Consider the following 22,326-nt stretch of genomic DNA (forward strand, 5'->3'; position numbering starts at 1 on the left):
CCAACCCGAAATCACCCGGCCGGTGAATAATCCGGGTTAGACCGACGCGCAGATGGCATTGGAAATTCCAAAATTGCTTGGCGCTGGGCACCTCGCAGGCGAACAGCAACTGCCATGCCCCTCCACCCGTCGACTGTGGACCATTGGGGCTCCCGCTCCAAAGCCCAGTCGTAGCGCATACCATCGACGTCGATTGAACCGCCAAGCTTACGCGTGTGAAGCATAGCAAAGTAATATCACGGCGAATTCAGCCGTCCAATGCACGTTGAAGTGGAAGGGCCGCCCAAAAACGCACGGGTGCAGGGACGGTCCCTGCCCGCCGGAGGCCGCTTTCCTGGCCCTCTGTCCTACACAGGCCAAACAGCTTATCATCACGGCGTGGCTGTTGGATTTCGGCATTGAAAGCCAAGGGAAAAAATCCGGAATCCCGCGATTTTCGTCAAGTGTGTCAAATGGGGCCGGGTGGCGTCAAAAACCGGCGAGATGCGGAAAAAGTGGAAAAAGTCACGTCGAATTGCAGCGGGTTTTGGTGTTTGAACGCTGCTGGGCGATCAAATTGGGCTCTTTCTCAGCGAAAATTGGCCAAATTCGGCCGCAATCGCGCTGGCGCGTCGGATCACGTGTCTTTCGTCTCGCCCTTCCCCGGCGTGAGGCCATAGCGTGCCACCAGGGTCCACACGTGCGGCGGGATCATGTTCTTCATCATGGCGGGCGCTTCGCGGCGCAGGTGGAGGATGGTTTCGATGGCCTTCATCTCGACGCGGGTGCGGGCGAATTCCTTGCCCTTGGGGCCGACGAGGGGCATCAGCTTGCCCACCAGCGGCCGGATGAATTTCGGCATGCGGCGCAAGGGGAGGCCGCCGGCGGCGCGTTCGGTGTTGGCGAGGAAGCCTTTCACCGGCCCGGCGCGTTTGCTGCCATCGGGCTTGCCGTTATCCTCCGGCTCCGTCAGCGAGACTTCATCCCCAAGCAAATCAAGCAATTCGGCGCCGCGATCGTTGCGGATCAGCAGCCACTGGTCCCCGGTGCCGCCCATATAGCCGACGGTGATATCGGCCAGGCTGTTGGTGTAATCCACGCAGGTGCGGCAGGTGAGCGGGAAGAAATCCGGCCGCAGGTCTGACAACGGCAGCATCAGGAACGGAATATCCTTGCGCCGGCCATCGTCAAAGCGCAGCTCGACATGATAATCGGCCTTGAATTCCAGATAGGTGATGGTTTCCGGCTTGTCGGAGAGCAGGGACAGGAATTCGTGGAAATTCTCGGTCGTCGTGTTGTCGCTGCACGGCGTGCCGATCACGTAGAGCCGTTCAAAGCCCAGCTTGGCCTCCAGCCGGCGCAAGGCGTGGATCTGGCAAGGAATGCCAATGATTCCAATGCGCTTGAAGCCGGCAGCGCGCGCGGGTTCGAGCAGCGCGAGCAGCGGCGCATAGCCCATGCGCATGCCGCGCACCTGCGCCATGGCTTCCGCCTTGGTCACCATCACCGGGCGCGGGCGCCACTTGTCATTGGGGTCGGGTGCCATGGTCAGGATGGCATCCACTGCCCCGGTTTCGAGCAGGCGCTGGCCCAGCCGGCTGGTGATCCCTGTCCATTGCGCGCCGGCAAGTGGTTGTTTCAACCGGGCTTTTGCCATGCGTTGATAGGGACCGAAGAAGAGTTCGTCTGCCCGGCTTTCGTCGCGGGGCCGGCCGTGGACCTGGGTTTCCATCGCGGCATAATCGGGCTTGATGAACTGGCAGGCGCTGCCGCAATCGGTGGGTGTGCTGGTGCGCGACACGCCACAATCGGTGCACAGGCCACGCGGGGCGGCAGGCGCAAAGTCAGGCGCGATGATGCCAGTGTTTTCAATCACTTGTTTGCCCCGATCCGGTTTGGCACCCCTGCCTGGCGCCGCTGTTAGCTTGGCCGCCCTCACATCCGCAAGGGGGCAGAATAGCCGGTGAGTTCCAGATAGCCGCGGCCGCCTGGAACCGTGACGGCGCCTTCCCAATAGAGCGGGCCGCCGCCGCTGCGGCTGTCAAGCTCCTGATCCGGCATCAGCGGTTTGATTTCAAGGGCTTGCCACTGGCTGCCGAGGCGGTAGCGCACGATCGGCCGCACCGGCCAGCGCGCCCCGCTGCGTGGGGATTTCCACCAGCCAGCGGCCTGCCAATCCACGTCTTGTGGTTGGAATATCTGGGTTTTTCCGGCCCGGTCGCGGTGGCTGCCGCCGGCCCACAGCGCCCGGCCGTTGGTATCACGAACCCGAAACAGGGTGAGGGCGCCGCCATCATCGAGGTTGATGCCCAACCAATCCCAGCCCACAGCGCGCGGGTTGAGCAAAGTGGAGGACCATTCGCGATCCAGCCAGGCGGTGCCGATAACGGGCTTGCCAGCCAGCGTGCCGCTGGTGGCAAGCTGGGGCCAGCTGTAATAATGGCTTGCTTCTGAGGGGTTTGGCCCCTTCTGGCTATAGCCGGCGCGGCCTTGCAGGATGATCGGCTGGCGCGGCGTGAAGGCCAGATCGAGCCGCTGGCCATCGACCACCACATGCCCGTGCAGCCGGCCATCGGCACCCCGCCACAGCCGCCAATCGTCCACCGCCACATCCATGTCCCCCACCCTGGCCTGGGCAAGGCCGAAGCCGGAACGGGCGATGCGGGTGGCATGGCGCAGCCGGCCGGTGGCGGGATCGGCGATGGCGGCGTGGGCGAAAATCACCTGTTCCGTGGCAAAGCGTGACCGATTTGGCTTGGCGCGTGGCAGGCGGGTGCGGAAAAAGGTGATCTGGATGCCCGCAGCTTGCGCGCTGGCGCCCGATTTCGGCTGCACCCAACCGGTGACATACCACCATTCGGTGCGGAAGGCCGGATGGGCGCCATGATCGGCCGGAAAGCGGAACGGAACGCCGGGTTTCACGGGCGCAAAATCCGCCGCCAGCAGCAGCGGCGCCAGCAACAGGAGCACCAACCGCCGCATCACCAATCCGCCCGCACGGCCAGCAGCGGCCCCTGCCCCAGCGCCCGCCGGCCGGCCAACACGGCAGTGCCGGCGGCGCAGGCGATCAGCGCGGCGGCCAGCCCGGCCAGCAGCGGCCAGGGCAGCGCCAGATCCATTGTCCAATGAAAGCTCTGCGGGTTGACCACCATCACCAGCACGATGGCCAGACCAAGGCCGAGCGCAATGCCGGCAGCCGCGCCGACCAGCCCCAGCCCGGCGCCTTCCAGCGCCAGCATGGCCAACACCTGGCCGCGCGCCACGCCGATGTGGCGCAACATGCCGAATTCGCGCATGCGGGCCAGCACCTGGGCGGAAAAACTGGTGGCCACGCCGATCAGGCCGATCAGGATGGCAATGGCTTCAAGCGCATAGGTGACGGCAAAGCTGCGATCAAAAATCTGCAGGGCGATGCGGCGCATTTCGCCGGGGCGGCCGAACTGGGCCTGGCCGCGCACCGCCGCTGGCAGCGCGGCGGCCAGCGCCTGCTGCACCGCGTGCGGCTGGGCGCCGGGGGCGAGGTCGAAGGCGGCATCGGTCATCGTCAGGTCGCCGGTCAACCGGCGATAATCGGCCAGCGGCAGGATGATGGCGCCAAATTGCCGGGCATAATCGCGCCACACGCCGGCGACGAACACGGGGCGTGGCCGGCCGGCGATGGCCAGGGTGCTGCGATCCCCGACCTGCCAGCCATAAAGCCAGGCCATGGGTTCGGAAATCAGCACCGGGGTGGTGCCGGCCGGGGCGGGGCCGCCGGCGCGCTGCAGCAGTGGCACGGCGGCGTGCCCACCCTGCGCCATCAGCGCCACCGCCGGCTGGCCGGGGGCGAGGCGGATGCTCATCACCCGCTGCATCCGCACCTGGGCAATGCCCGGCACCGCCATCAGCCGCGCCTGCGCATCGGGGCTGATGCCGCCAGCCTCCGCCGCCTCCAGATGGAGATAGAGATCCGACGGCAGCACGGCGACCAGCCAATCATCGACGCTCTGGCGGAAGCTGGCGACCATCACCGCCATCGCCACCATCAGCGCGGTGGAGGCGACAATGCCCGACAGGGCGAGGCTGGCGGCCTGGGGCGCGCCCCACAGGCGGCGGATGGCGAGATCCAGCGGCAGCCAGCGGCTGCCCGCTCGCGCCAGCGGCGCCAGCAGCGCCCGCGCCAGCGCCGGCATCAGGGCAACGCCGCCGGCCAGCAGCAGCGCCATGCCGGCATAGGCAAGGATGGGCAGGCCAGCGACCGGTGGCGCCATGGCCAGCCCGGTGCCGGCAGCGATGAGGGCGAGGCCCGGCCAGGCCGCCGGCCGCCGACCGGGATCAATGCCATCGCCCAGCCCCTTCAGGGCGAGGGCCGGCGGCACGCGCGCGGCGGCCAGTGCCGGCACCAGGCTGCCGGCCAGCGCAGTGGCAAGCCCAAGCCCGGCAAAGCCGGCAGCAGCCAGCGGCGGAAAGGCCAGCCGCGCCTGCGCACCGTTGAAATAGCCGCCACCCAGATCGCCGCCGAGGCGGGTCACGGCCAGATCGGCAAGGCCATAGCCCAAGGCCAGGCCCAGCCCGGCGCCCGCCACGCCCAGCACCAGCCCTTCGACCAGCAATTGCCCGACCAGCCCGCGCCGCGACAGGCCGAGCACGGCGAGCAGGGCAAATTGCGGCCGGCGGCGCGCGACGCTGAGGGACTGGGCCGACCACACCAGAAAGCCGCCGGTGAGCAGCGCCACCAGCGCCAGCATGCCGAGATTGACGCGATAGGCGCGGCTGAGCGCATCGGCGCGGCTCGCCTCCCCATCCGGGGTGGCGACCAGGGCGTCGGCCGGAAGCGCCCTGGCGATGCGGGCGGTGATGGCGGCGGGATCGGCGCCTTCGGCCAGTTTGAGATCGATGCGCTGCACCCGGCCGAACTGCCCCAGCCGGTCTTGCGCTTCGGCAATGTCGATCACCGCCAGCCGCGCATCCTGGCCGCTGGCGGCCAGCGTGCCGGCCACCACCGGATCATGGCCGCGCCCGGCCGCCGTGAAGCGGAAATTCTGGCCGGCACGGCAGCGGCAGGCCGCCATCAGCGCCGGCGACAGCCAGATGCGCCCTTCCAGCCAGCCATTGCCTGTTCCGACACCCGACAGGCCGGCGGCCGAAACGCCGATGAGGCCCGGCGTCACCTGCATCGCGCGCAGGAAATCCGTGCCCAACAGGGTGAAGCGGCCGCCGGTCTTGGCCGGTGCGCCCGGTCGGGCGAGTTCGCCCCAACTGGCAGGCACCTCCACCACCGGCGAGGCCGCGGCTATACCGGGCAGACGGGCAAGGCGGGGATAAAGCGCCTCGTCCATGCCGGTGGCGGCGACGGCGCGGACCGACAGATCGGCTCTGCCCTGCACGCTGGCCATGGCGCGGCCGAAACTGCCCAGGGCGGCGCTGTTGACCAGATGCACGGCAAAGCCGAGCGCCACGCCCACGGCGATGGCCAGCACGGCAATGGCCATGCGCACCGGCTGCGCGCGCCATTCGCCGGCCAGCAGCCAGCCCGTGGCAACAGGCGCCAGCGCCGCCATGGCCGATCAGGCCCCCAAGGCGCCGGGTGCGCGGGGCGCGAGGCCGCTGGCCGACAGGCTGAGCGCCCGGCCGGCGGCCTGTGCCACCGCCTCGCTGTGGGTGACGATCAGCACGGCGCTGCCGGCCTGCTGGGCACTGGCCAGCAGCAGATCGAGGATGCGGCGCGCGGTGTCGGGATCAAGATTGCCGGTGGGTTCATCAGCCAGCACCAGCGGCGGGCGGTGGACGAGGGCGCGGGCGATGGCGACGCGCTGCAACTCGCCGCCAGACAGCACGGCTGGATGATCGCTGCCGCGGCCAGCAAGGCCAACCTGGTCCAGCATGGCGCGGGCGGCCTCCAGCGCCGGGCCTTGCGCAGCGCCCGCCAGTACCAGCGGCAGCGCGACGTTGCGGGCAAGATCAAGGTGCGGCAGCACGTGGAAGGCCTGGAACACAAAGCCGATGTGGCGGCATCGGATCGCCGTGGTCGCGGCTTCGTTCAGGCCCGACAGCGCCTGGCCGCCGATGGTGACGTTGCCGGCGTCAGGCTGATCCAGCCCGGCCAAAAGATTGAGCAGGGTGGATTTGCCGACGCCCGATTCGCCGGTGATGGCGGCGACATCGCCGGCATGAAGATCAAGATCGACGTGGGCGAACAGCTGGCGGCGCTGGCCAGCGGCGGTGGGCACGGATTTGGCCAGACCCCGGGCCGTGAGCACGGCAGGCGCCGTGCGCACCGCCGGGGCAGTGGGTGCAAAGGGCGTTTCGGGACGCATGGGCAGCGGTGTAGCCGAGCCGGGGCGGATTGGCAGGCGGGTGTGGCACCATGGCGCGTGGGGTGGGGTTGGCAGAGCAAGGCCGGCCGCCTGAGCCAAGCAAGCCGCCTGATCACAGCGGACAATCCTCCCCCTCTGGGGGAGGTGCCCGCAGGGCGGAGGGGGCCGCCACGCGCTGACCTTGCTGCCCCCTCCGCCTCCCTTCGGTCGGCACCTCCCCCAGAGGGGGAGGATCGGTTTTCAGGCCTGTTTGGCGAAGAGGTTGGCGGGGTTGCGCATGGCCTTGAATTCCAGCGCGTTGCCGGCCGGATCGAACAGGAAGAAGGTGCCCTGCTCGCCCGGCTTGCCGGCAAAGCGCACATGGGGTTCCAGTTCGAAGGCGACGCCGGCCGCCTTGATGCGTTCGCCCAGCGCTTCCCAGCCGGCCCAATCCAGCACCAGGCCGAAATGCGGCACCGGCACCTGATCACCATCGACGGGGTTGCGATGGATGGCGCTTTTCGGGGCCTTGTGCACCACCAGCTGATGGCCATGGAAATCGAAATCGATCCAGGTTTCGGAGCTGCGGCCTTCGGGGCAGCCCAGCACCGTGCCATAGAAATGGCGGGCGGCGGCCAGATCATCGACCGGGATGGCAAGGTGGAACGGGTTCATGGCTCATGTCCTTCTGGCGGGGCGTTGAGGGCCGACAACGCTTCGGCGCGGGCAAGCAACTGGCGGCTGGCGATGGCGATTGCGTGGCCGGGCGTGCCGGTCAAGGGATGATCGGCGGCGAGCGGCGGCGGATCATCGAAGCGGAACGGCTGCAGCTGTTGCGGCTGGCCCTGATGTTCGGGGCGGAGCAGCCAGTTCATCACCGCCAGCAGGCCGGCGGTGACGGCCAGCGATTCGGTGCCGACGGCCAGTGCGGCATCGGGCGCCAACGTGGCGCGCCAGGCCAGGCACGGCCCGTCAAACCAGCCGCGCGCCGCATCGCCAACGGCCAGCACATCGCGGAACAGGGCATCAAGCTGCGGCCGCAGTGGCGGCCCACCCCCTCTTGAAAGCGGGCGGACCATGCCCAGATTGAGATTGCCGGCGGGGCCAGGAGGCACGGCGGCAACCCCCGGCCCAGGATGGGCGGGACCAGATGCACCTTTGCTTGAAGAGGAATGTGCCATGCGTGGATTTGATATTTCGCCGTTGCTGCGTTCGTCCATCGGATTCGAGAATCTGAACCGATTGGTCGATTATGCCAGCCGGATCGACACCGGGGATGCCTTCCCCCCCTACAACATCGAAAAACTGAGCGATGGCGCCTATCGCATCCAGATGGCGGTTGCCGGTTTCGCCCGCGGCGAGCTGGACATCACCGTGCAGGAAAACACGCTGATCGTGGTGGGCCAGGCGGCGCCCGAGGTTGACGGCAAGGAGCGCCAGTATCTGCACCGCGGCATCGCCAAGCGCGCCTTTGAACGCCGCTTCCAGCTGGCGGACACCATCAAGGTGACGGGCGCCAGCTTTGAAAATGGCCTGCTCAACATCGAGCTGGTGCGCGAGATCCCCGAACACAAGAAGCCGCGCAAGGTGGACATCGGCACCGGGCTGGACGCGCTGCCGGCGGCCGGGGAGGCGCGGCTGGCAGCCGAATGATCAGGCCTTGAGCACCTTCCGGCGCTCGACGTGGAAGCGTTTCAGCTCCTCGGCGGGCGCCGGCCAATCCGGATCGGCACGGGCGGCGGCCGCGAAATCCTCCATCGCTGCTTTCAGATTGCCGGCCACTTCATGGGCCTGGGCCCGCGCGAAATAGGCGCGGGCCGGGCTTTTCGGTCCGATTTCAAGGCCACGGCTGATCAGGGCAATGGCCTCGCTGGCCCGGCCTTCGATGCGGGACATGGCAATACCCTTGTTGATCCAGGCTTCGGCAAGGCCCGGCGCCGCCTGGATGGCGAGATCGAAATCGGCCACCGCCTCGAGCAGCTTGCCCGCCTTCACCCGGGCGGCGCCGCGGTTCATCAGCATGGCGAGGCGCACCGGCAGCGCGATGCCGGGCCGGCCGATGGCCCGGTTGCAGCGCGCCAGCTGGCCCCGGCTGGGCCGCGCCGCATCGGCGGCTTCGCGGCAGGGGCGGGCAATCGGGTCCTCAGCGGCAGCGGCGCCGGCCGCCGGGTCTGCTGCGGCCTGGGCCGCTGCAAGCAGCAACAGGGCCGCGATCATGCGATGATGTCGGGGACCAGCTGATCCTCGAGCAGGCTGATCTCGTCCTTCAGGCGCAGCTTGCGCTTCTTGAAGCGTTGCAGCTGGATCATGTCGGGCATCGGCACCAGGCGCAGGGCATCGATGGCGGCATCCAGATCGCGATGCTCCATCCTCAGATATTCGATGCGGGCGCGGATCTCCGCTTCGTCCACGGCTGGGCAGGCTCCGTTGTTGCGCGCGGCAAGAGACTATCGGTTAACCAAAAGGGCGGGCCGGCTCAAGGGTGGCCGGGGCCCTGGCGGCGAATGCTGCCAATATGGCGGTGAATCGCCGCACGGGTGATGGACTCGCGGTGCGAAGCATGATGCACTCTCCAGTCCCGACGCGGCCCAATCCGGGCAGCGCCTGTGAGCGAAGGGAGAGTATGAATGCCCAACAGCCACCGGGACATGCTGGCCGCCCGCCATGCCAGGCTGGACGCCAGACTGGGTGCCGAATTGAAGCGACCCGCGCCTGATGCTGCCATCCTGCGGCAATTGAAGGCCGAAAAACTGAAAGTGAAGGACGAATTGTCCCGCATCCATTGAGCGGGATGATGCCGCGCCGACCGGCCTGCGCTGATAGCGCAGCCCGGCGGCGCCAAGCGCCAAACTATTCGTCGCGGCTGATCTTTTCGTCGCGCTCGTGGCGTTCCTGGGCATCGATCGTCATGGTGGCGATCGGACGGGCCTCCAGCCGGGCGAGGCTGATCGGCTCACCGGTGATCTCGCACCAGCCATAATCGCCGGTTTCGATGCGGCGCAGGGCGGCATCGATCTTGGAAATCAGCTTGCGCTGGCGGTCGCGGGTGCGCAGCTCGATGCCCCAATCGGTTTCGCTGGCGGCACGGTCGGTCAGATCAGGCTCGCGCAGCGGCTCGGCCTTCAGCGCTTCCAGTGTGCTTTCCGATTCCTTCAGGATCTCGTCTTTCCACGCCAGCAGCTTCTTGCGGAAATAGGCCAGCTGCAGCGGGTTCATGAACTCTTCGTCGGCCGATGGCCGATAGCCGGGGGGCAGATCATCGCCGGGGGCCGGCACGATCAGCGGCCCGTCGTCACTGTTGCTGTCTGGCCCGGAAAATACACCTTGATACCCACTTTTCATCGCCAGCATCCCACCAATCGCGCTGGCCATGCCCCCCAAGGCGGGTGGCAGTGCCAAACCCGAACCATCTGCCTGATCAGACCCCTCCGATCAGGCTTTCTCCCACCGCCGCCCATATAGACAAGCCGCGAGAGCAGCAAGGGGCGATGCAGTGGTGCAGGGCAGATTCAGCCCTTGATGCCGTCCAGCCGGGCCTGGAGGGCGGCCAACTGTTCCTTGAGCAGCGCCAGTTCCTCGGCGCTGGCGGCCGGCTTTTCGGCCGGCGGCGGGGTCGGCTGTGGCGGCGGCGCACGTTCGGTCGTGCGGAAGCGGCCGCCCGTCATCATGTCGGTCGCGGCCTGGAACATGGCGAGATTCTGCTTGGCCAGCTGTTCGAACGGCTTCATCGCCGCGTCGCGGAACTTGGCGTGATTCTCGGCAAAGGCTGCCATCGAGGCTTCGAGATAGTGGGGCACCATCGCCTGCATCGAATCGCCATACATGGCGATGATCTGGCGCAGGAACGACACCGGCAGCATGGTCTGGCCGCCGGCTTCCCCTTCCATCACGATCTGGGTGAGCACGGAGCGGGTGATATCCTCCCCGGTACGGGCGTCGAACACCTGGAAATCGCGGCCGTCGCGCGTCATCTCCGCCAGATGTTCCAGCGTGATGTAGCTTGACGTTTCGGTGTTGTAGAGCCGACGGTTGGCGTATTTCTTGATGACGATGGGCGCTTTGCCCGCCTTGGCGTCGGAGGAGGAAGCAGCGGCCATGAGGACTCCCGGAACGGTCTCTGTCATTATCGCTAGCACGGTCATGTGTTGCGGTGCAATGCCGCAGGTGCAGCACTGCCATGGCTGAGCATCGGCGAGATCGGGGGCCGCACCCGCTGCCGCTGTTCCTGGGCACGGTGCAGGCGGTGTGCGGGGATGACCGGGCGCGGCTGGCACGGGTGCTGGCCGCGCTGGCGCGCTATCAGCAGGCGCCGCCCCCGCCGCCGCGCGCCGCCTGGCCCGAGTTGGCGCGCGTGGGCGGCGTTGCCTTGCGCGCCGGGGCGGAACGCGGCCAGCCGCTGGTGCTGGTGCCATCCCTGATCAACGCGCCTGATGTGCTGGATCTGGGGCCGGGGCAGAGCCTGGCGGCGCACCTGGCCGCAGCCGGGTTCCGGCCGTTGCTGGTGGATTGGGGGCTGCAGCCGGAACCGCTGGGGCTGGCAGCGCTGGTGGACGAGCGGCTGGTGCCGTTGATCGCGGGGCTGGGCGAAGCGGTGCCGATGCTGGGTTATTGCCTGGGCGGCACGCTGGCGCTGGCGGCGGCGCGCGCCGGGGTGGCCAGCCGGCTGGCGTTGCTGGCGGCGCCCTGGCGCTTTGGCGGCTATGGCGATGCCGGGCGGGCGGCACTGGGCCAGTGGTGGCAACAGGCACGGCCGCTGGCCGAACCGCTGGGCGCCGTGCCGATGGACCTGTTGCAACCGGCCTTCTGGTCCCTGGATCCGGCCAGCCTGGTGGCGAAATATGAGCGGCTGGCGGCGGCCGATGATGCGGCGGTGGCCGGCTTTGCCCGGCTGGAGGATTGGGCCAACGGCGGCGCGCCGATCAGCCTGGCCGCCGCCGCCGATCTGGCCGGCCTGTTCGAGGCCGGGGCGCACGGGCTGGGCGGCGATGCGCTGCCAGCTATCCCGCTGCTGGATGTGGTGGCGATGGCCGATCGCATCGTGCCGGCCGCCGCCGCGCTGACCGACCCGGGCGATGCCCGCCGGCTGGAGATCATGGGCGGCCATGTCGGCATGGTGGTGGGCGGCCGGGCGCCGGAGCGGTTGTGGGCGCCGTTGACCCGGTGGCTGCAGGCTTGATCCAAAGGGCCATGGTGCAGCGCGGCAAACTTGCCTAGGCTTTGGACTGCGACTCGAAACCAGAGGAGACCCCATGAGCAACATCGTCATCACCGCCGCCCGCCGCACCGCCGTGGGCAGTTTCCTGGGCAGCTTTGCCAGCACGCCGGCCCATCTGCTGGGCAAGGCGGCGATCGAGGCTGCGCTGGCCGATGCCGGCGTGGCCGCCGACGAGGTGGGCGAGGTGATCCTGGGCCAGGTGTTGACCGCCGGCTACGGCCAGAACCCGGCCCGGCAGGCGTCGCTCGCCGCCGGCATCACGCAGGATGCGCCGGCTTATGGTGTCAACCAGGTCTGTGGTTCGGGCCTGCGCGCGGTGGCGATGGCGGCCCAGGCGATTGCCAATGGCGATGCCGGCATCGTGGTCGCCGGCGGCCAGGAATCGATGAGCCTTTCGATGCATGCCCAGGCCCTGCGCGCTGGGCAGAAGATGGGCCACATGGAATTGGTGGACACCATGATCAAGGATGGCCTGTGGGATGCCTTCAATGGCTATCACATGGGCATCACTGCGGAAAACGTGGCTGAAATGTATCAGATCAGCCGCGCCGCCCAGGATGAATTTGCCGTGGCCAGCCAGAACAAGGCCAGCGCGGCGCGCGCCGCCGGCCGCTTTGCTGCCGAAATCGCGCCCGTCACCGTGAAGGGCCGCAAGGGCGATACCATCATCGACACCGATGAATATATCCGCGACGGCGTGACCATCGATGGCGTGTCGGGCCTGAAGGGCGCCTTCAAGAAGGACGGCACAGTGACGGCCGCCAACGCCAGCGGCATCAACGATGGCGCCGCCGCGCTGGTGCTGATGAGCGAGGCCGAGGCGCTGCGCCGCGGCGCGCCCATCCTCGCCCGCATTGCCGGCTTTGCCAGCGTGGGCGTCGATCCGAAGATCATGGGCATCGGCCCGGTGCCGGCCAGCCGCAAGGCGCTGGCCAAGGCGGGCTGGAGCGTGGCCGATCTGGATTTGGTGGAAGCCAATGAGGCGTTCGCCGCGCAGGCGCTGGCGGTGGGCCAGGAACTGGGACTGGACCCGGCCAAGCTGAACGTCAACGGCGGTGCCATCGCCATCGGCCACCCGATCGGCGCATCGGGTGCGCGCGTGCTGGTGACATTGCTGCACGAAATGGGCCGGCGTGATGCGAAGAAGGGCCTGGCGACATTGTGCATTGGCGGCGGCATGGGCATTGCGATGGCCGTTGAGCGGGGCTGAGGCGCGGCGGCCGGTGCCGGCAGCGCCCCTCCGTCGGCCTGCGGCCGCCACCTCCCCAAACAAGTTTGGAGAGGATCTGAAGGCCCTTCCCGCCTCGGCCATTCCGCGCCATAACCCCGGGCCATGATCCGCGACGCCACTCCGCTGGAACGCCTGTTTGCCGGGAAGGGCCATGGCCGCTTGCTGGTGCTGGGCCGCCCGCCGGAGCGGGTGCCGCTCAACCTGGAGGGGTGGGAGCGGCTGGCCTGCGTGGCGGCGCGGGATGAGGATATCAGACCCGGCACGGTGCGCGCCGATCCCCATCATCTGCCGTTTCATGAAGCCCTGTTCGACAAGGCGCTGCTGTCGGCGCCCTTGCTGCAGCCGCGGCTGATGCTGCGCGAATTGTGGCGGGTGCTGTCACCGGCGGGGTTGGCCGTGCTGATCGTGCGGGCGCGGCGGCCCTGGCACCAGAAGGATATCGGCTGGCTGCGCGAGCCGCTGCAGTTGCGGCTGGACGAAGCTATGTTCGAGGTGATCGACTGGCGGGTGGAAACCCTGCCCGAGCGTTATCATGTCGTGCTGGTCGCCAAGACGGATTGGCAGAAGCCGGTGCTGGTGGGCGCCGCCGATCCGGCGATGGTGCCCCGACTGATAAACTGACGCCTCATCAACTGACGATTGGGAACCGCAATGGATGACGCCGCCCTGGCCGCCGTGGTGAAGATGGTGCCGTTTTCTGCGCATCTCGGCTTTGAGATCAAGGAAATGGGGCCGGAACGGGTGGTGGTGCATGCCGTCATCCGGCCGGAATTTTGCACATCGGGCGGTACCGCCCATGGCGGCTTTCTGATGGCGCTGGCCGATTTCACCGGTGCGGTGGCGGCCTTCCAGGTGCTGCCCGAAGGCGCAAAGGGCACGACGACGATCGAATCAAAGACCAACATGATGGGGGCCATCCCGGTTGGAACCACGCTGGTGGCCACCGCAACGCCGCTGCATGTTGGCCGGCGCACCAGCGTGTGGGTGACGCGGGTGGAAAGTGCGGCGGGCAAGCTGGCGAGCGTGACGACGCAGACGCAGATGGCGCTGTGACGTGGCGGTCCTCCCCCTCTGGGGGAGGTGCCCGAAGGGCGGAGGGGGCTGGCGTGTGTGGTCCTTGCCGCCCTCTTCATCGCAGCCCCTCCGCCTCGCTGCGCTCGGCACCTCCCCAAACAAGTTTGGGGAGGATCCTGTTCAGAGACTGAGCTCCACCGTCACCGTGTCCCCCTCGCCCACGCCTTCCTTTTTCCGCACGGCGGCCTTGACCGGCAGCAGATAGCCGCCGGCCTCTTTCGAGGGGAACACCGAGGTCGCCCATGAGGTGCCGCCCAGCCGCACCTTCACATAGACGCTGCCCCAGGCCGCCGACCGGCCCGGCGCGCCGGCGCGGATGCCATCGGCCACCGGGCCGGTGATGGTGAGGAAATGCCAGCTCATCGGGCTGGGCTTGCCGCCGGCCGCAGCATTGTCGGCCGATTTGCCCTTCCAGATCCACAGCGGGCCGGTGAAGGTCCATGCGCCGCCGGCCGGCAGATCATGGCCCAGTTCCTCGCGCAGGAAGCGGATCAGTTCGGGATCGAGATCAGGGTCCAAGATCAGGCTCCATCGGCGCGATGATAGCCTATCGCCGCAGGACGAACACCCCGGTATCGGCCAGGAGATTGGACCAAAGACTGACCGGTCGTCCGGCAGACAGGCCGGTGGCGCGTTCCACCGTCAGCCCCATTTCGGCGGCCAGCGCCTCGAAATCGGCGATGGTGCAGAAATGGATGTTGGGCGTTTCGTGCCAGCTGACCGGCAACGAGCGGGTGACCGGCATGCGGCCACCGAGCGTGAGGCTCAACCGCACCCGCCAATGGCCGAAATTGGGGAAGGAGACGATGGCGCTGCGGCCGATGCGCACCAGTTCGGCAAGGACCGCGGCCGGCCGCTGCATCGCCTGCAGCGTGTTGGAGAGGATGACGACATCAAAGGCGGCATCGGGATAATCGGCCAGATCGGTATCGGCATCGCCCTGCACCACGGCAAGGCCCCGGCCGACGGCGCTCGCCACGTCCGCAGCGTCCAGTTCGATGCCGCGGCCTTCCACCCCCTTGGTGTCGCGCAGCCAGGCCAAAAGCTGGCCATTGCCGCAGCCGATATCGAGCACGCGCGCGCCTTCGGGCACGGCGGCTGCGACGGCGGCGAGATCGGGGCGCAGCGGAATTGGGGTCATGCCGCGAGGAACCCATGGACAACGCGGTTCATTTCCGGCGCGTCGAGCAGGAAGGCATCATGGCCGAACGGGCTTTCCAGCTCGACGAAGGACACCGGCGCCCCGGCGGCGTTGAGCGCACGCACGATGCGGCGGCTTTCGGCGGTGGGATAAAGCCAGTCGGAGGTGAAGGAGACGAGCGCGAAGCGGCAGGGGCTGCCGGCAAAGGCGCGGGCGAGATTGCCGCCAAAGGGCTCGGCCAGATCGAAATAATCCATGGCGCGGGTGATGTAGAGATAGGAATTGGCGTCGAACCGCTCCACGAACGACAGACCCTGGTGGCGCAGATAGGATTCGACCTGGAAATCGGCATCGAAGCCAAACGACACGGCGTCGCGGTTCTGCAGGCGGCGGCCGAATTTTTCGGTGAGGCCGGCTTCGGACAAATAGGTGATGTGCGCGGCCATGCGGGCGACGGCGAGGCCATCGGCAGGCGGTGCATCGGGCGCATAGAGCCCGCCCTGCCACTTGGGATCGGCCATGATCGCCTGGCGGCCGACTTCGTGGAAGGCGATGTTCTGCGCCGAATGGCGGGCGGCGGTGGCGATGGCAACGACCTTCTGCACACGTGCGGGGTGATTCACCGCCCAGGTCAGCGCCTGCATGCCGCCCATCGAGCCGCCGATCACGGCATGCAATTGCGCGATGCCGAGATGATCGAGCAGGCGGGTCTGCGCCGCCACCATGTCGCCGATGGTGATGACTGGAAAGCGCATGGCATAAGGCTGGCCGTCGCGCGGATCGATCGAAGTCGGCCCGCTAGAGCCCATGCAGCCACCCAGCACATTGGCGCAGATGACGAACCAGTGTTCGGGATCAACCGGCTTGCCGGGGCCAACCAGCCGTGTCCACCAGCCCGGCTTGCCGGTGCGCGGGTGGGTGCTGGCCACATATTGATCCAGTGTGAGCGCGTGGCAGATCAGGATGGCGTTGCTGGCGTTGGCGTTCAGCCGGCCATAGGTTTCATAGGCGACGGTGAGTTCGGGCAGCACGCCGCCACCGGCGAGCGGGAAGTCGCCGGGCAGGATGATGCGTTTGTCGAGGCCGAAACGTTGGTCCATCGGGCGCCCAGATAAAGCCGTGGGGGTGACGGGGGAAGCGATATTCGCTAACGCGCCCGCATGAGCAACGCCGCACCCGCCCCAGCACCTGTGATGAAGCCCTGGATCGAGGCCATGCACGCCTATGTGCCCGGCAAGGCCAAGGCGGATGGCGCGCCGGTGGTGGCGAAATTGTCGAGCAACGAGAACCCGTGGGGCCCTTCCCCCAAGGCGGTGGCGGCGATGCAGGCGGTGCTGGCCGAAGGCCATCGCTATCCCGATCCGGCCTCAACCCAGCTGCGAGCAGCGCTGGGCGCCAAATATGGCGTGGACCCGGCCCACATCATCTGCGGCACCGGCAGCGACGAGATCCTGCACATGATCGCTTCCGCCTTTGCCGGGCCGGGGGACGAGATCATCCACGTGCGCCATGGCTTTGCCGTCTATGAAGGCGCCACCCGCCGCGTTGGAGCAACCCCGGTGGTGGTGCCGGACGTGGATTATACCGGCGATGTGGATGCCATCCTGGCGGCCATCACGCCGGCGACCCGGGTGATTTATGTCGCCAATCCCAACAACCCCACCGGCACGCTGCTGCCGGCGGCCGATATCCGCCGCCTGATTGCCGGGGTGCCGGCGAACGTCGTGCTGGTGCTGGATTGCGCCTATGCCGAGTTTGTGGACGGCGAATATGAGGATGGGCTGGCGCTGGCGCAGACGCTGCCCAACCTGATCGTCACCCGCACCTTTTCCAAGATTCACGGCCTGGCGGCGCAGCGCATCGGCTGGGCGGTGGCGGCGCTGCCGTTGATCGCCGCGATGGACCGGGTGCGCGGGCCGTTCAACGTGACCAGCACCGGCCAGGCCGGCGCGGTGGCCAGCCTGGCCGACGATGCCCATATCGCCATGGTGCGGGCCGAAACCATCCGCCTGCGCGGCTGGCTGGCCGGCGAAATCGCGGCACTGGGCAATGCCGGCCTGCGCGCCATTCCATCGGCCTGCAACTTCATCCTGGTGGAGTTTCCGGAGGACGGACCGGTGACAGCGGCGGCGTGCAACCAGTATCTTCTGGATCACGGCATCATCTGCCGATACCTCGCCGTGCAGAACATGCCGCGGGCCCTGCGCATCTCGATCGGCACCGAAACCGAAACCCGCACCGTGGCCGCGGCGCTGCGCGATTATGTTGAAGGCGCGACGGGAGCGCCGGCCTGATGCTGCCGTTTGCGCGGGTGGCCATCATTGGCATGGGCCTGATCGGCTCGTCGCTGGCGCGCGCCATCCGCGCCGCCATGCCGACCGTGCAGCTGGTGGTGAGCGATGCCGACGAGGATGTGCGCGAGCGGGTGATCCAGCTGGGTCTGGCCGATGATGTTACCGATGGCGCCGGCGCGGCCGTGGTGGATGCCGATCTCGTCATCCTGTGCGTGCCGGTGGGGGCGATGGCAGCGGTGGCGGCCGAGATTGGCCCGGAATTGAGCCCCGACACGGTCGTGAGTGACGTCGGTTCGGTGAAGGAAAGCGTGGCCAAGGTGCTGGGTGCCGCTCTGCCCGGCGTGCATGTGATCCCGGCACACCCGGTGGCCGGCACCGAGAAATCCGGGCCGGATGCCGGCTTTGCCAGCCTGTTCCAGGGCCGCTGGTGCATCATCACCCCGCCGCCGCGCGCCGATGCCATGATGGTGGAGAAGCTGGCGGAATTCTGGCGCAGGCTGGGCGCCAGGGTGGAGTTGATGGACGCTGCCCATCATGACCGGGTGCTGGCGGTGACCAGCCACCTGCCGCACCTGATCGCCTATTCGATCGTGGGCACCGCCAGCGATCTGGAAGCGGTGACCAAGGCCGAGGTGATCAAATATTCGGCCGGCGGTTTTCGCGATTTCACCCGCATCGCCGCATCCGATCCGGTGATGTGGCGCGACGTGTTCCTGAACAACCGCGAGGCGGTGCTGGAACTGCTGGGCCGCTTCACCGAGGATCTGGTGGCGCTGCAGCGCGCCATCCGCTGGGGCGAGGGCGACACGCTGGAGGCGCTGTTCACCCGCACCCGCGCCATCCGCCGCAGCATCATCGATGAAGGCCAGGACACCGAAAAGGCCGATTTCGGTCGGTGAGGGCGGCCCGGCGGACCGCCCTTCCCCCGCCTATTTCAGATCTTCGACATTCACCCAGCCGCTGGTGCCGAAGCTGTCGGCCAGTTCGACAAATTTGCCCTCGCGCTTGCCGGTGGGCTTGAGGCTGGTGCCAGCGCGCAGGGTGCGCACCACGGCGCCATCCATCGCCGGGGTGGCACGCATCGATGTGTCCACCGCCACCGTGGCACCGGGCGCGACGGCCGGCGCACTGGCCGCCACCTGCATCATGGAGGCTTGGGCCCCGGCCTGCAGCGCCGATCCTTGCGCCACCACGGCATTGAACGCCTTGATGAAGGCTTCGGTGAGCATCTGGCCATCCTTGCTGGCATAGCCGGCCTGGGCCATGCCGGCGGCAACGCCCGCCATGCCGCCCAGCGTGACGCTGCTGCTTTGCGAGCTGCCGCTGCCGCTGGCCAGGGCCATGCCGGTGGCCGGGCTCATCACCCGGATGGCGGCGGCGATGGTCTTTTTCTTGCCGCCAAAGCCGCCGAACATGCCCATCATGCCGCCCACCCCAGGCACGCGGCCCAGCGCGCCCGACCGCACCAGCGCTTCGGTGGCAACGCTTTTTGCCACCTCCACGCCCTTGTCGATGTCCTCCTGGCTGCCGGCGATGGCGCTCATCAGGAAATTGGCCGGCTTGCCGCTGGCCGGATCATGGATGGCAAAACAGTCCGATTCATTGGCCAGCGCCGCCAGCAGCGGGCGGGGCGAGCCGAGACCGAACTTGGTCCAGCCCTGGGTGTCGCCATCCACCACGGCCACGGTGCCGAGCGAGGCCTGGCACTTGGTGAGCGTGGGCGGTGGATCCTTGGCCGCAGCCGGCATGGCCAGAAGGGCAGTGGCCAGGGCGGCGGCGATGGTCTTGCTTGTCATGAGTCCCCCAATCTGTGGCGCGGTCGCGCGCGGGGGGGAATGCTGCGCCTGGTCGGGCCGGCAGGATTGTAAAAAACGGACAGTTTGGGGCGGAATTCAGCGCAAATGCGGGCATGGCGGCAGCTGGCCGCGCCGCGACCGGCCCGCCAGATCAGCCGGAAGGCCCGACAGCGCCACGGGGCCGCCGGCGGGCAAGGCGGTTTCCACCGCCAGCCGCACGGGCGCGCGCAGCCGGGCTTCGGCCGGCGCTGCGGTGCCGGCCAGCAGCGCCTGCACCGCCAGCGGGCAAACGGTGGTGATCGTGCCAGCCAGCCGCATGGCGCTGCCCAGCGGCACGATGCTGGCATCCAGTTTCAACACTTCGCCCGTGGCGTCGCGCAGCGTGGCGCTGGCATCGATGACGCCATCGCTGGCCCAGGCGCGATAATCGGTCAACCGGGCCCGGCCGCGCGCCACCAGATCGGCATCCAGCGACAAGGCTGCGCCCTGCCCCAGGCGCAGGCCGGTGGCGCCGATGACCAATTGCCCGCGCGGTTGCGGCTGGGCGGCATCGGCGGCGGCGCCGGGCTGGCGTTCGCGCAGGTGGAGTTCCAGCGCGCTGGTGGTGAAATCCGGGCCGAAGCCGGCGTTGCCTTTGGCGGCGGGCAGCACCAGCGACAGACGCCGCAGCCGGCCATCGACAAGGTGCAGGCTGGCATTGCCGCTGCCGGCGACCACCCGCGCCGCCAGCGGGCCAAGCGCTGTGGCAAGCGCCACGCCCTGGCCCTGGAACACGGTGAGTTCCGGCCGCCATGGCCCGCGGTTGAGGCGCAAGCGCTCCGCCCGCAGCACCAGTTGCACCGGGCCATCATGGCGCCGCTCCACCCCGGCCAGTTCCGCCTCCAGCCGATAAGGGAAGCCGGTCGCCACCAGCGTGCGGCCGGGGAACCAGCCGGCCAGCGTGGTTTCAAAATCCGCCGCCCAGCCGCGCCAGGCCCAGGCATAGGCCGCCAGCCCCAGTAGGAGCGGCAGCAACGAGAACAGCAAGGTTGCCCTTTGGGGCCAGCGGCGGCGCATCATGGCCGGGTTCCCTGCAACAGATTGATGGCAGCGTGCACGCGGGCTTCCACCTCGTCCCGCTTCAGGCCGGGCGGAATGGGCGCGCCAACCAACAGACGCACGGTGCCGGGATATTTGATGAAGCTTTTCGGCCAGACGCTGCCGCTGTCGAGCGCGATCGGCACCACCGGCAGCTTCAGCATCTTGTAGAGGCCGGCAAAACCGGCGGCGAGCTCCGGCGTCTGCCCGACCTCCACCCGCGTGCCTTCGGGGAAGATCACCACCGGCCGGCCCAGCGCCACGGCGGCCTGGGCGCGGGCCATCATTTCGCGCAGCATGGCGGCCGAACCAGCGCGATCAACGAAGATGGAGCCATGCCGGGCCGAGGCCAGGCCCCAGATCGGGATCCGGTGCAATTCCTGCTTCATCACCACCGCCGGGCGTTCAAACCACCAGAGGGTGAGGATGGCTTCCAGCGCGCTTTCATGCTTCAGCGCAAACAGATGCGGGCCGGCGGGGATTTCGCCGTCAATCTCGATCCGGATGCCGGTGATCACCCGGCTGGTGAGGCGGAACCAGCCGGCCCACAGCTTGGGCCCGATGTAGAGCAAAGGACCCTGGCCGGAGAGCAGGCCGAGCAGCAGCGCCAGCGGCACCAGCACGAGGGAGCCGCCAAGAAAGGCGATCTGGAAGATGATGGTGCGGATCAGCGCCAGCACCAGCCGAGCCACGCCCATCAGGCCGCCCCCGCCAGCAGCGCCGCGCGGCGCAGGAGCCATTTCGAATATTCCACCGCCAGGCTGGGCGCCTTGGGTTCGGATGGCACCGCATCGGGCAGCACGGCGATGCCGGCCGGCAGCACGCGCGCCAGTTCGAGCCGGGCGCGGCGCATGTGGCCAGCGCTGGTGACCAGCCGGATGGAGGCGAATTTGTTGGCCGCCACCCAGCGCGCGGTTTCCTCGGCATTCGATCGTGTGTCGATGGCTTCATAACCCAAATCGGTGGTGCGCAGCCGGCGGGTGCCGATGTGATAGGCCGCCGCCAGCTGCCGCCGCGTTGTGGTGCGGCCAACGCCGGAAATCAGCATGCGCCGGGCAGCGCCGCTTTCCACCACCTTCAGCCCACGCTGAAAGCGGCCCACGCCGCCGGTGAGCACCACCACGCCATCGGATTTGACCGACAGCGGCGCAGCGCCCGGCAGCGTGAGGCTGAACCACAACAGGCCCAGCATCCAGGCCAGCACCGGCATGGCCAGCAGGCGCGCCGCCCACAGGCCGATCACGGCCAGCCGGCTGCGCCGTTGCGCGCGCGTGCGGGTGGAAGGCTTCACCGCCGGCCGCGAGGCGGGCCTGCGGCTCACATCTCGCCCCGCTGCCGGCGCAGGGCAAACCAGCGCGCCACATTGGCATTTTGTTCGGCGAGCGTTTTGGCAAAGACATGGCCGCCGCTGCCATCGGCAACGAAATAGAGCGCATCGGTGTCAGCCGGATCAAGCACGGCCATGATGCTGTCCCGCCCCGGATTGGCGATGGGGCCCTTGGGCAGGCCGGGCTTCAGATAGGTGTTGTAGCCGGTGTCGCGATTGAGTTCGGAGCGGCGGATGCGCCGGCCGAGCGGGCGCCCTTGCGTGATCGGGTAGATCACGGTGGGATCGGCATCCAGCTTCATGGCGATGCGCAGCCGGTTGGAATAGACGCCCGCAATGGTGCGGCGCTCTTCGGCCTTGCCGGTTTCCTTTTCGACGATGCTGGCCAGGATCACGGCCTGTTGCCGGCTTTTCACCACTGCGCGGGCTGTGCGCTTGGGCCAGAGATCGGCCAGCGTCTTGTCCATCGCCGCCTGCATGCGCTTCAGCACGGCGGCGCGGGGTTCGCCGGGCTGATACTCATAGGTGTCGGGCAGCACGCTGCCTTCGGGCGGCGCGCTGACTGTCCCCTTCAGACCGGGAATGGCGTTCAGCCGCTCGGCCACCAGCACCGCCGGCCAGCCTTCGGGAATGGTAACGGTGAAGCGCTGCACCTCGCCCTTCTGCAGGGCCGCCAGGATGCTGGCCCAGCTCTGACCGGGGCGGAGGCGATAGGTGCCGGCCTGCACCGCCGCATCGCCACCCAGTAGCCGCGCCGCCAGCCGGAAACGGCCGCCGTCGGCGATGATGCCCTGCGCCTCGAGATCGCGGGCAACGCGATTGAGGCTGGCGCCCTTGGCCACCGAAAAGGCCTGCGGCTTGGCCGGGCTGGCGCCCCAGCCATACCAGGGGGCCAGCAGATACAGGCCGGCCATCAC

Annotated in this window: 26 protein-coding genes; 8 read left to right on the top strand and 18 right to left on the bottom strand. The window is 68.3% G+C overall.

What is annotated here, in order from left to right; genetic code table 11:
* Nucleotides 1-616: 616 nt before the first annotated feature.
* The 6 genes from CHU93_RS05510 to CHU93_RS05535 form a co-directional block, all read right to left on the bottom strand.
* The gene (locus tag CHU93_RS05510) at nt 617-1,855 is read right to left on the bottom strand and encodes a Coenzyme F420 hydrogenase/dehydrogenase, beta subunit C-terminal domain (RefSeq protein ID WP_243375278.1); all 1,239 of its coding nucleotides are present in this window, start codon (nt 1,853-1,855) and stop codon (nt 617-619) included.
* A 59-nt stretch (nt 1,856-1,914) separates the two neighbouring features.
* A complete protein-coding gene (locus tag CHU93_RS05515) occupies nt 1,915-2,961 on the bottom strand; it encodes a lipocalin-like domain-containing protein (protein WP_094473135.1) in 1,047 nt (348 codons plus the stop codon).
* The gene (locus CHU93_RS05520) at nt 2,961-5,519 is read right to left on the bottom strand and encodes an FtsX-like permease family protein (RefSeq protein ID WP_094473136.1); all 2,559 of its coding nucleotides are present in this window, start codon (nt 5,517-5,519) and stop codon (nt 2,961-2,963) included. Before CHU93_RS05520 ends, CHU93_RS05515 begins: the two co-directional genes overlap by 1 nt.
* A gap of 6 nt (nt 5,520-5,525) precedes the next feature.
* Complete coding sequence (locus CHU93_RS05525) at nt 5,526-6,275, bottom strand: ABC transporter ATP-binding protein (protein WP_094473137.1); 750 nt, start codon at nt 6,273-6,275, stop codon at nt 5,526-5,528.
* A gap of 240 nt (nt 6,276-6,515) precedes the next feature.
* Nucleotides 6,516-6,929, bottom strand: coding sequence for a VOC family protein (locus CHU93_RS05530; protein ID WP_086116770.1), 414 nt, complete (start codon nt 6,927-6,929; stop codon nt 6,516-6,518).
* Nucleotides 6,926-7,369 carry a DUF1465 family protein gene (locus tag CHU93_RS05535; RefSeq protein WP_094473138.1) on the bottom strand — a complete coding sequence of 148 codons (444 nt, stop codon included), beginning with the start codon at nt 7,367-7,369 and terminating at the stop codon, nt 6,926-6,928. The genes CHU93_RS05530 and CHU93_RS05535 overlap by 4 nt, the downstream gene beginning before the upstream one ends.
* A gap of 64 nt (nt 7,370-7,433) precedes the next feature.
* On the opposite strand from CHU93_RS05535, the gene CHU93_RS05540 reads away from it, so the two are divergent.
* Nucleotides 7,434-7,907, top strand: a complete 474-nt coding sequence (locus CHU93_RS05540) for an Hsp20 family protein (protein ID WP_094473139.1) — start codon at nt 7,434-7,436, stop codon at nt 7,905-7,907.
* Here CHU93_RS05540 and CHU93_RS05545 read toward each other — a convergent pair whose 3' ends face one another.
* Both CHU93_RS05545 and CHU93_RS05550 read right to left on the bottom strand, forming a co-directional pair.
* Nucleotides 7,908-8,471: a tetratricopeptide repeat protein gene (locus tag CHU93_RS05545; RefSeq protein WP_094473140.1), complete on the bottom strand. Its 564-nt coding sequence runs from the start codon at nt 8,469-8,471 to the stop codon at nt 7,908-7,910. It abuts the gene before it with no gap.
* On the bottom strand, nt 8,468-8,665 hold the full coding sequence (locus CHU93_RS05550; protein ID WP_086116774.1) for a YdcH family protein: 198 nt from the start codon (nt 8,663-8,665) through the stop codon (nt 8,468-8,470). The genes CHU93_RS05545 and CHU93_RS05550 overlap by 4 nt, the downstream gene beginning before the upstream one ends.
* A 216-nt stretch (nt 8,666-8,881) precedes the next feature.
* Here CHU93_RS05550 and CHU93_RS05555 point away from each other — a divergent pair, with 216 nt between their 5' ends.
* On the top strand, nt 8,882-9,040 hold the full coding sequence (locus CHU93_RS05555; RefSeq protein ID WP_094473141.1) for a YdcH family protein: 159 nt from the start codon (nt 8,882-8,884) through the stop codon (nt 9,038-9,040).
* A 64-nt stretch (nt 9,041-9,104) separates the two neighbouring features.
* Here the strand turns inward: CHU93_RS05555 and dksA are convergent, their stop codons facing one another.
* Nucleotides 9,105-9,626, bottom strand: coding sequence for an RNA polymerase-binding protein DksA (dksA, locus tag CHU93_RS05560; protein ID WP_243375282.1), 522 nt, complete (start codon nt 9,624-9,626; stop codon nt 9,105-9,107).
* A gap of 137 nt (nt 9,627-9,763) precedes the next feature.
* Nucleotides 9,764-10,351, bottom strand: a complete 588-nt coding sequence (gene phaR, locus CHU93_RS05565; protein WP_086116776.1) for a polyhydroxyalkanoate synthesis repressor PhaR — start codon at nt 10,349-10,351, stop codon at nt 9,764-9,766.
* An 80-nt stretch (nt 10,352-10,431) separates the two neighbouring features.
* Between phaR and CHU93_RS05570 the strand changes: the two genes are divergently transcribed.
* From CHU93_RS05570 to CHU93_RS05585, 4 genes are all read left to right on the top strand, one after another.
* Nucleotides 10,432-11,430, top strand: coding sequence for an alpha/beta hydrolase (locus tag CHU93_RS05570; protein WP_243375285.1), 999 nt, complete (start codon nt 10,432-10,434; stop codon nt 11,428-11,430).
* Nucleotides 11,431-11,503: 73 nt separating this feature from the next.
* A complete protein-coding gene (locus tag CHU93_RS05575) occupies nt 11,504-12,679 on the top strand; it encodes an acetyl-CoA C-acetyltransferase (RefSeq protein WP_094473142.1) in 1,176 nt (391 codons plus the stop codon).
* Between the two features lie 123 nt (nt 12,680-12,802).
* On the top strand, nt 12,803-13,321 hold the full coding sequence (locus CHU93_RS05580) for a class I SAM-dependent methyltransferase (RefSeq protein ID WP_094473143.1): 519 nt from the start codon (nt 12,803-12,805) through the stop codon (nt 13,319-13,321).
* Nucleotides 13,322-13,351: 30 nt separating this feature from the next.
* Complete coding sequence (locus CHU93_RS05585; protein WP_094473144.1) at nt 13,352-13,753, top strand: PaaI family thioesterase; 402 nt, start codon at nt 13,352-13,354, stop codon at nt 13,751-13,753.
* A 141-nt stretch (nt 13,754-13,894) separates the two neighbouring features.
* Here CHU93_RS05585 and CHU93_RS05590 read toward each other — a convergent pair whose 3' ends face one another.
* The 3 genes from CHU93_RS05590 to metX are packed head-to-tail and all read right to left on the bottom strand — an operon-like array spanning nt 13,895 to nt 16,015.
* Nucleotides 13,895-14,293 (bottom strand): DUF1905 domain-containing protein, encoded by a 399-nt coding sequence (locus CHU93_RS05590; protein WP_094473145.1) that lies wholly within the window; start codon nt 14,291-14,293, stop codon nt 13,895-13,897.
* A 28-nt stretch (nt 14,294-14,321) separates the two neighbouring features.
* Nucleotides 14,322-14,915 (bottom strand): methionine biosynthesis protein MetW, encoded by a 594-nt coding sequence (gene metW / locus CHU93_RS05595; protein ID WP_094473146.1) that lies wholly within the window; start codon nt 14,913-14,915, stop codon nt 14,322-14,324.
* The gene (gene metX / locus CHU93_RS05600; RefSeq protein WP_094473147.1) at nt 14,912-16,015 is read right to left on the bottom strand and encodes a homoserine O-acetyltransferase MetX; all 1,104 of its coding nucleotides are present in this window, start codon (nt 16,013-16,015) and stop codon (nt 14,912-14,914) included. The genes metW and metX overlap by 4 nt, the downstream gene beginning before the upstream one ends.
* 93 nt (nt 16,016-16,108) lie before the next feature.
* On the opposite strand from metX, the gene hisC reads away from it, so the two are divergent.
* On the top strand, nt 16,109-17,209 hold the full coding sequence (hisC, locus tag CHU93_RS05605; protein WP_243375288.1) for a histidinol-phosphate transaminase: 1,101 nt from the start codon (nt 16,109-16,111) through the stop codon (nt 17,207-17,209).
* Nucleotides 17,209-18,108 carry a prephenate/arogenate dehydrogenase family protein gene (locus CHU93_RS05610; protein ID WP_094473149.1) on the top strand — a complete coding sequence of 300 codons (900 nt, stop codon included), beginning with the start codon at nt 17,209-17,211 and terminating at the stop codon, nt 18,106-18,108. Before hisC ends, CHU93_RS05610 begins: the two co-directional genes overlap by 1 nt.
* A 30-nt stretch (nt 18,109-18,138) precedes the next feature.
* Here CHU93_RS05610 and CHU93_RS05615 read toward each other — a convergent pair whose 3' ends face one another.
* The 5 genes from CHU93_RS05615 to mltG all read right to left on the bottom strand — a co-directional run bounded on the left by CHU93_RS05615 (nt 18,139) and on the right by mltG (nt 22,323).
* The gene (locus CHU93_RS05615) at nt 18,139-19,005 is read right to left on the bottom strand and encodes an SH3 domain-containing protein (RefSeq protein WP_094473150.1); all 867 of its coding nucleotides are present in this window, start codon (nt 19,003-19,005) and stop codon (nt 18,139-18,141) included.
* A 96-nt stretch (nt 19,006-19,101) separates the two neighbouring features.
* Nucleotides 19,102-20,019: a hypothetical protein gene (locus tag CHU93_RS05620; RefSeq protein WP_133064327.1), complete on the bottom strand. Its 918-nt coding sequence runs from the start codon at nt 20,017-20,019 to the stop codon at nt 19,102-19,104.
* A 41-nt stretch (nt 20,020-20,060) separates the two neighbouring features.
* Nucleotides 20,061-20,822, bottom strand: coding sequence for a lysophospholipid acyltransferase family protein (locus tag CHU93_RS05625; RefSeq protein ID WP_243375291.1), 762 nt, complete (start codon nt 20,820-20,822; stop codon nt 20,061-20,063).
* Entirely contained in the window at nt 20,780-21,403 is a 624-nt protein-coding gene (locus CHU93_RS05630) for a YdcF family protein (protein WP_341476562.1), read from the bottom strand. Before CHU93_RS05630 ends, CHU93_RS05625 begins: the two co-directional genes overlap by 43 nt.
* Nucleotides 21,400-22,323, bottom strand: coding sequence for an endolytic transglycosylase MltG (gene mltG / locus CHU93_RS05635; protein ID WP_094473168.1), 924 nt, complete (start codon nt 22,321-22,323; stop codon nt 21,400-21,402). The genes CHU93_RS05630 and mltG overlap by 4 nt, the downstream gene beginning before the upstream one ends.
* Nucleotides 22,324-22,326: the final 3 nt, after the last annotated feature.

It is taken from the genome of Sandarakinorhabdus cyanobacteriorum (assembly GCF_002251755.1).
GTDB lineage: Bacteria > Pseudomonadota > Alphaproteobacteria > Sphingomonadales > Sphingomonadaceae > Sandarakinorhabdus > Sandarakinorhabdus cyanobacteriorum.